This window comes from Candidatus Frankia nodulisporulans (assembly GCF_902806475.1).
GTDB classification, from domain to species: Bacteria; Actinomycetota; Actinomycetes; order Frankiales; family Frankiaceae; genus Frankia; species Frankia umida.
Genome location: NZ_CADCWS010000194.1, coordinates 1 through 8,222 on the forward strand (window position 1 = coordinate 1; position 8,222 = coordinate 8,222).

At 73.8% G+C, this 8,222-nt stretch carries 5 protein-coding genes and 2 pseudogenes; 1 reads left to right on the forward strand and 6 read right to left on the reverse strand.

Annotated elements, in window-relative coordinates; all coding sequences use genetic code 11:
• The 4 genes and pseudogenes from G6R24_RS15670 to G6R24_RS15685 all read right to left on the reverse strand — a co-directional run.
• A pseudogene (locus G6R24_RS15670) lies at positions 1–3,115 on the reverse strand (AAA family ATPase); the annotation flags it as partial.
• Between the two features lie 116 nt (positions 3,116–3,231).
• Positions 3,232–4,038: an ABC transporter permease gene (locus G6R24_RS15675; protein ID WP_225438590.1), complete on the reverse strand. Its 807-nt coding sequence runs from the start codon at positions 4,036–4,038 to the stop codon at positions 3,232–3,234.
• Between the two features lie 5 nt (positions 4,039–4,043).
• On the reverse strand, positions 4,044–4,883 hold the full coding sequence (locus G6R24_RS15680; RefSeq protein ID WP_244957363.1) for an ATP-binding cassette domain-containing protein: 840 nt from the start codon (positions 4,881–4,883) through the stop codon (positions 4,044–4,046).
• A gap of 115 nt (positions 4,884–4,998) precedes the next feature.
• On the reverse strand, positions 4,999–5,469 hold the full coding sequence (locus tag G6R24_RS15685) for a MarR family winged helix-turn-helix transcriptional regulator (protein WP_163549989.1): 471 nt from the start codon (positions 5,467–5,469) through the stop codon (positions 4,999–5,001).
• Positions 5,470–5,638: 169 nt separating this feature from the next.
• On the opposite strand from G6R24_RS15685, the gene G6R24_RS15690 reads away from it, so the two are divergent.
• Complete coding sequence (locus G6R24_RS15690) at positions 5,639–6,235, forward strand: nitroreductase family protein (protein ID WP_163549990.1); 597 nt, start codon at positions 5,639–5,641, stop codon at positions 6,233–6,235.
• Between the two features lie 169 nt (positions 6,236–6,404).
• Here the strand turns inward: G6R24_RS15690 and G6R24_RS15695 are convergent, their stop codons facing one another.
• Together G6R24_RS15695 and G6R24_RS15700 are read right to left on the reverse strand one after the other, a co-directional pair.
• A complete protein-coding gene (locus G6R24_RS15695) occupies positions 6,405–7,010 on the reverse strand; it encodes a hypothetical protein (RefSeq protein WP_163549991.1) in 606 nt (201 codons plus the stop codon).
• A 12-nt stretch (positions 7,011–7,022) separates the two neighbouring features.
• Positions 7,023–8,222: pseudogene (locus tag G6R24_RS15700) on the reverse strand (hypothetical protein); the annotation flags it as partial.

Genomic DNA, 8,222 nt, shown 5'->3' on the forward strand with positions numbered 1-8,222 from the left:
GGCCACGTTGCCGCGGGTCAGATAGCGGTTGATGCCCTGTTCCATGCTTTCGGCGGCGTCGTCCTTGCGTCCGGCCCGGTAGAGCACCTCGGCCCGGGACAGCAGCGCGTGCGCCTGGCCGTCGAGGTCATCGGTGCGGGCGGCGAGGTCGACGGCGGTGTCGGCGAAGCGCAGCGCCTCGGCGTGCCGGGCGCGCAGCGACAGCAGGCGGGCGTGCACACCGCACCAGCCGGCCTGGGCGGGCAGCTGGTCGGCGGCGGCGGCGTCCCGGCAACGCGTGACGTACTTGCCGGCCTCGTCCACCCGGCCGAGGCGGACAAGCACATCGGCGAGCGCGGCGGCCCGGTTGGCGAACATGGCGCGTTCACCGAGCTGCGACAGGGCGCGGCAGCTGCGGCGCAGTTCGCGTTCGGCGACGGTCAGGTCGTCGGCGAGCAGGGCGACCCGGGCGGCGACGAAACCGCCGTGATGCGGGTCGACCCGGGGACCACGCAGGTCGTGGACGATCTCCTCGGCCGCCTTGAGGTGGATGCGGGCGTCCTCGAGTTCACCGGCCATCGCGGCGAGCACGGCGAGCTGGGCGAGCAGGGCCCGGCGCAGGGCACGGTCGTCGCCGGCGGCGTCGAGGGCGAGGGTCGCGTGGGCCCGGCTGGCGGCGACCGGACGCGGGCCGAGGCTGGCCAGCAGGGCGAGTTCGCGGCGCAGCGACTGCGCGGCCCGCGGCACCCCGGACTCCTCGGCGTGCCGGACCGCGTTCTCCATCGCCTGCTCGGCGGCGGCGAACTGACCGGCGGCGAAGTAGGCGCTGGCCTGACCGCGGCAGGCCAGCGCCGCGCCGACGTCGTCACCGGAACGGACGAACATCGCAAGCGACGAGGCCCTCGGGGTCGGTGGCGAACAGCACCCGCAGGTGGGCGAGCCGGGCGTGGGCGCGTAGCCCGTCCTCACCGGCCCGGCGGGCCCGCTCGCTGACCTGCCGCAGGATGCGTTCGGCGTCGGAGTGGCGGCTGAAGGAGAACAGCGCCCAGCCGATGTCGATCTCGGCGCGCAACCGCAGCGGATCGATCTCGGGCAGCAGGGTGATCGCCCGCTTGAGCAGCTGGGCGGCGCTGGTCTCATCGCCCTGGCGGACCCGGTCGGCGGCCTCGATCAGGCAGGTCGCGGCCGAACGGCCGAGCTCGGTGGTCTCCGGCCCGCGCAGGCCGATCTCCACCCGGAACCGGTAGGCCTGCTCCAGATGGTAGCCGACCAGCTCGTCATGCTCGCCGGGCCCGCCGACGAGCCGGGCCTGCAACCACTGCGCGAACTGCTGGTGCAGCTCGGCCCGCCGACGCTTGGACGTCGACTCGTAGGCGCAGTCGCGCAGCAGCACATGCAGGAACCGGTACGCCTCCACCCCGGGCAGGTCGGAACGATCGGGGTGGACGAGTTCCTTGCGGACCAGGCTCAGGCAGTGCGTGGCGACCATCGGACGTTCACCGGGGTCGGACAGGTCGATGACGGCGTCCAGGTAGAACCGTTCACCGGCGACCGCGGCCCGCTCCAGCACCCGGCGTTCGGCGGGGTCGAGCCGGTCGAGGCGGGCGGCAAGCAGAGAGGAGATCGTCGGCGGCACGGTGACGTTACGCAGACTGCCGGTGGCGATCCAACGGCTGCCCTCACGGCGCAGCAGCCCGTCGTCGACGAGGGCGGCGACCATCTGTTCGACGAACAGCGGGTTGCCCGCCGCCGACATGGTGATCCGGTTGACCAGCGCCGGGTCGAGGTCGTCCGAACCCATGAGGCTGCGGATCAGCCGCTGGCAGCGGGCCTCGGTCAGCGGCGCGAGCAGCATCGACGTGGTGTTGAACTTGCCGCCGCCCCAGCCGTGGCGATCCTCGAGCAGTTCCTGGCGGGTCAGGCAGAGCAGCATGATCGGGGCGTCCCGGGACCAGTCGGCGATGTTCTCGATCAGATCGAGCAGGGCCGGCTCGGCCCAGTGCACGTCGTCGAACCACAACACCAGTGGACGGCGGGCCGCCAGCGCCTGGAAGAACGACCGGGCCGCCCAGAAGCTCTCCTGCGGGCCGAGTTCGGCGCCACCGAGGCCGACCAGCGGGGCGAGCGCCTCGACGATCTCCGCGGCCTGGCCGACGCCGTCGAGCAGCTCACGTAGCCGGCGCCGGCCATCCGGTGGGCTTTCGTCCGCGGACAGGCCGGTGGCCTGGCGCACCATCTCCATCAGCGGCCAGTAGGCGATGCCCTCGCCGTAGGACAGGCAACGCCCGGTGAGCACGGTGGCCCGCGGCGCCAGCGACGCGCAGAACTCGCCGACCATCCGCGACTTGCCGATGCCGGCCGAGCCGAAAACGGTGAACAGATGGCAGGTGCGTTCCTCCACCACCGCCTCGAAGGCGTCCTGCAACCGGCGACGTTCCCGGTTGCGGCCGATGACGGGGGCGGTGAAGCCGAGCACCGGGGCGCGGCTGCCGGGGCCGGCGGTCGGGTCGACCAGGCCGGTCAGCCGGTGGACCTGTAGCGGCTCCCGTTTGCCCTGGACGACCAGCGGGTCGAGGGCGGTGACGGTCACGCTGTGCCGGATGAACCGGTAGGTCGAGTTGCCGATGAGGATCTCGTCGGGCGGGGATGCGCTTTCGAGCCTGGACGCGACGTTGACCGCGTCGCCGGTGACGCCCCCGCCGGCGACGGTCACCTCCCCGGTGTTGATCCCGATCCGCACCCGCAGCCGCAGGCCCCAGCGCTGCTGCAGGTCGGCGTTGAGCGCCTCCATGGCCGAGCGGATGTCCAGCGCCGAACGCACGGCGCGCAGCGCGTCGTCCTCGTGCAGGACGGGGATGCCGAACACGGCGAACACCGCGTCCCCGATGAACTTCTCCACCGAGCCGCCGTGGTTGTAGATGACCTCCCGGACGGTGGTGAAGAACTGCCACGTCACCTGCTGCAGCGGCTCCGAGTCGATCTTCTCGCCCATGTCGGTGGATCGGGCGATGTCGACGAACATGATGGTGACGGTTTTGCGCGTGCCGCTGCCGGCGCTGGGTAGGGGGTTGCTACACTCGGAGCAGAAGCGCGCCCGCTCCGGGTTCTCCTCCGCACAGGTCGGGCACGGGACCATGTGCGGGATGGTAGGCCGATCCAGCTCCGACGCGGTGGCTGATGCGTCGGCTCGACGCGTCAGAGGTGATCCGTCCCACATCGCACCGGGGGCTCTGCTGGGGCGCGTGCCGCCGATCATGTCGCGAGGTCCCGTCGCACCGCCAGCAGCGCACCGCCCAGGGCCAGCCCGCCCCAGCCGACCGCGGCGACCAGCGAGGTGCCCTCCAGCTCGGATGTCGGCCAGGCCAGCACCCCGAGCACCGCGGTCGCCGGACCGTGGAAACGCGCGCCGTCGAACGCCAGCTCGAACGCCCCCGCGCCGATCAGGGTGAGCAGGGCGACACCCGACCCGCGCAGGATCGTGCCGAGCCCCACCCCGAGCGCGGCCGCCGCGGCCACGGTCAGCGCCACCACCGCGTAGGCGACGAGCAGCCGACCCGGCTGGTCGAGACGCATCCCGGCCGCCCCGTGGCGCAGCACGCCCACGGCGAGCCACCCGGCGAACAGCACCGCGCTCAGTGCCACGCCGACGGCGCCGACGACCAGCGCCTGCGCGACGACGACCCGGTGGCGGTGCGGGACGACCAGGAACGTGAGGTCCGCGGTGCGATACCGATAGCCCTGGGTGGCGACGATGATGCCCAGCGCCATCGTCGCGTAGGCGGTGGACAGCCCCGAGCGGGCGCGCAGCCCGTTGTAGGCGATCACCGCGTCCTGGCTCGCCCACAGCATCGGCGGTATCTGCACGACGACGGCGGCCAGCAGGGCGATCGGCTGCCAGCGGCCGCTGGCGATCCGAAACGCCTCGGTCCGCGCCAGCACCCCGATCCCCGCACCGCCCGTCGACCCGGCCCCTGCCGTTCCCGCTGCCCCTCCCGCCGTCCTGGCTGTGGCTGTGGAGCTTTCCTCGAGGTGTGCCCGCGTCTCGTCGACCCTGTCCATGGCGCTCATCCCGGACCGGTCAGGGAGAAGTAGACATCGGCCAGGTCGGGGGCGCGGGTGTGCAGTTCGACCAGGGCGATCCCGTGCCGGGCGGCGAGCCGGCCGACGAGTTCGGCGGTGCCGGTGGGCAGGACGAGGGTGTGCCCGTCGGGGCCGGACCAGCGCGGCGAGAGACCCTCGGCGGCGAGCAGGTCGGCGAGCCGGCCGGCCTCGGCCGCCCGGACCTCGACCCGTCCGGTGTCGGCGGCCGGGGCGTCGGCCACGAGCGCCTGGTCGAGCTCCGCGGTGGGCACGTCCAGCACGACCCGACCCGCGTTGATGATGACGACGTGGTCGGCCGTGCGGGCGACGTCGGCCAGCGCGTGGCTGGACAGCAGTGCCGTGCGCCCCCGTGCCGCCCAGTCGCGCAGGAAGTCGTGCAGCCAGCGGATGCCGTCGGGGTCGAGGCCGCCGTGCGGTTCGTCCAGCACGAGCAGGGCCGGGTCGCCGAGCAGGGCGCAGGCCAGCGCCAGTCGCCCACGCATGCCCAGCGAGTACCCGCCGGTGCGTCGGTCGGCGGCCGCGGTGAGCCCCACGGTGGCGAGCACCTCGTCCACCCGATGACGGCCGACGCGCAGCGGCATGGCCAGCGCGGTCAACTGGTCACGGGCGGTGCGCCGCGGGTGGGACGCCGGGCCCAGCGCCGTACCGACCAACCGGGCCGGGTCGGGATGCTCCCGATAGGATCGGCCGAACACCTCCGCCCGCCCGGAACTCGGCGTCACCAGGCCCACCAGTGCGCGCAGCGTCGTCGTCTTACCGGAGCCGTTCGGACCCAGAAAGCCCGTGACGGTTCCCTCGCGCACGGTAAAACTGATCTCGCGGACCGCATGGTGAGACCCGTATCGCTTGGCCAGGCGTTCGATCCGGACGACGGGGGTGACGGGAACCTCCCGGCGGATGGTCCGAACGGGACATCACCTACGGTAGCCCGTCATTCGCCGCTCCAGGTATGCGGGCTGGCGCGGCGCTGTTGACGAGCGAGGTCAGCAACTCCGCGAGCTGGGCACGTTGCGCCGCGTCCAGATGACGGGTGATTCCCGTCACAGCCTCGCCGCGGTGTCGCCGACCCTCGTCGAGGGTCAGCCGGCCGGCGGACGTAAGGGCCACCAGCACCGCGCGCCGGTCGTGCGGATGGGCTCGGCGCTCGATCAGACCGGCCGATTCGAGCTCGTCCACCGTGGCGGTCATCGTGCGCGGGGCGACCCGCACGGCGTCGGCGAGATCGCGCAGTCGGCAGGGCCCCGTCTCCGCGAGCAGGGTGAGGATCTTGAATCGGCGCAGGGTGAGGCCGACGCCGGCCCGTAGCGCCTCGTCGACGGCGGTGCGGACGCGATGGCCGGCGGCCAGTACGAGATCCACGACCTCGTCGCCGGTGTCCGGTGGCGGCATCCGCGCGGCCTCCTCAGTTATGGTGACGGTAAGGATATCTTAGGGTATCCATCCTCATCATGAGGTAGCCTCACTAAAATCGGGGCGACCGGGGCCGCCCGCATCCGAGCCCGCCCACCAGCCCCGAAGCCCGCCCATCAGCACCAAAGCCCTCGGAGAAGGAGTTCACGTGGACGCACTCGACTGCCTGTTGACGCGTCGGACCGCGACCCGGCTCGTCGAACCCGGGCCGAGCACCGACCAGCTCACCGCCATCCTGCGCGCGGCCACCACCGCCCCCGACCACAAGATGCTGCGGCCGTGGCGGTTCGTCGTCGTGCGCGGCGAGGCTCGCACGGCGCTGGCCGCCGCGATCACCACCGCCGCCGAGGCCGTCGGTGGCCTGCCTGAACCGATCGTGCGCAAGGCCGCCGGCAAGGCCACCCGCTCACCGGCGCTGATCGCCGTCATCGCCGCCCGGGTCGAGGCCCGGGTGCCCGTCGCCGAGCAGGACGCCTCGGCCGCCGCGGCCGCCCAGAACATCTGCCTGGCCGCCCACGCGGTCGGGGTCGCCTCCGCCTGGAAGTCGGTTCCGCTGCTGGACAGCGCACCGGTGCGGGCGGCCTTCGGCCTGCGCGCCGGCGAGGAACTCCTCGGCTGGGTCGAGCTCGGCACCCAGGCGCCGAACGTGCCGGTCGCGCCGCGGGCCGCCGTCCCGCTCGAGGAGGTCGCCCTGGAGATGGCCGCCGATGGCGCCCTCAAACCCGTTACCGAATCGGCCGCCTGACGGTCTCACCGGAAGCCCGGAAGCCCGGACGGCCATCCGGGCGGCGTGGTGACGAGCCGGGCGAGCCAGGCGCGACGGCGCGACGGCGGCGGGTGAGCGCGATGGCCCGGTTCGGCCGAAGCTGCCCGAGATGACCGCGACGGTACCTAAGCTGAATCGCAGGACCGGGTCAGCCCGTCCCGATCCGGGGTAGGAGTCCACTCCCGACCTGCGACGGGAGGTTCGCCGTGTGCGCTGTGCAGGCACGCGCCCGCCTGGCCGTCACGGTCGTGACGACCGGGTTGCTCTTCGTCGCGCTGGTCGGATGTTCGGACGGGGCGTCCTCGGTGGACGAGGCGGCGGCCGGCTCCCGAGCGGCGGCGGGCGCGGGCGTCTCACCGGGGCCGGCAGGGTCCACGCCCGATCCCACCGGCCCGGGAACATCGGCCGCCGATGGCTCCGACCAGGCGGGCGCAACCATCAGTACCGCCCCGGACGGCGCCAGCGGCACCCAGGGCGCCGAAGTCGGTGGAACCAGAACCAGCGGAGTTGACGGTTCGCCGGGTCCGGCCACGCCCCAGGCCAGCGCCGCCCCGGATGCGCCGGCGGGTGGCGGGGCGTCACCGTCCGCCGCCGGTGGCTCGCCGGCCGCGGCTGGCGGGGGGTCGTCCGGCGCGGCCGGGCCGGGCGCGGCGACGTCGAGCGGGCCGGCCGCACCCGTTCCGCTGCCCTCCGCGGTGTTCCTCGGCGAGGCCTGCAACCCGCGGCGCAACACCGGGCCTGCCGCGGCGATCAACGGTCTGGCGCTCTACTGCGCACCGGATGAGTCCTCCGGCGCCGGCGGGCGGTGGGCCACCGAGGCGCCGAGCTCCGCCCCGACGCGGCCACGCCAGGGCAACATCTGCGAGCAGGCCGATGTCGGTCGGATCGTGCCCGATGCGTCTGGCCGTCCGCTGACCTGCCTCCAGGACCCGACCGGATCGCTCAGCTGGTCGGATGTCTCCTGAGCTGACGCCGCCGCCGCGCCCGGCGCCGAGCGCGGCGTGCGAGCACCGCCTCGCCGAGCGACCAGCCGCCCGGTGCCACCAGGGCGAGGAACACCAGCGCCCACGCCCACGGATGGTCGGCGAGGTAGGGCACGGCGTCGTCGCCCAACCAGTCGAACAGCCGGGTCGTGCAGGACGGGGATCGCCCCCGCCGCGGCGACGAGCACCAGCGCCCCCGCCGCGGCCACCGCCAGACCCCCCGGTAGCCGCCGCCAGCCGGGAACGCCGACGATCACCAGCCCCACCAGCGCGGCCACGACACCGAGCCCTCCCACCAGCCCGGAGCCGACCAGCGCGGCCACGACGCCGACCACCACCAGCAGCAGCCCGAAGGCGATCACCACCCGTCGACGCCGGTGCGTGATGTCGCGGACCAGTTCGTAGCCGATCCGGGCCGCGGTGCGCAGCAGAAACGCCACCGGCCACATCGGCCGCGGCAAAAACCGGGCCGCCGCCAGCCACGACGTCATCACCGCGACGATCCGCGCCAGGTCGGTGGCCAGGATCGATCCCTGCGCCGAGTCGGTGATGCGCTCGTCGGACACCGCGCAGGCCCGCAGCACCCCCTCCACCGCCGAACTCGGCAGCACCTGGCCCGCCGGCGCGGCGGCGGCTGCTGCCGTCGGCGGGCCGGCGCTGACCAGGGCGGCGTCGACACTGGCGAGGAACTCCGTGGTCGGCCGGGCGTGCACCCCACCCGCGATGTCGTGGCGGACCGCCTCGGCCAGACCGACGAGTTCCCGGGCCGCGATGTCGCGCTGGAAACCACCGGCGACCCACAGTGAGGTCGCCGCGAGGCCGGCCGGAACCGGTGCGGTCAGGTCGCTGAGCACGGCGAGTTCGGCCCGGACCTCCGCGGGTGCCGGCGACCCGGCCACGTCGGCGAGCGCGTCGATCAGTTCGGCCAGCCACCTGGTCGCAGCCCCGACCGGCGACACCGTCCCGTCCGGTTCGGTTCCGTC

What these genes read in the sequence shown, in the direction of transcription:
- G6R24_RS15675 (WP_225438590.1), bottom strand. Translation starts at nt 4,038, where the DNA reads ATGGACAGGGTCGACGAGACGCGGGCACACCTCGAGGAAAGCTCCACA.
- G6R24_RS15685 (WP_163549989.1), bottom strand. Translation starts at nt 5,469, where the DNA reads ATGCCGCCACCGGACACCGGCGACGAGGTCGTGGATCTCGTACTGGCC.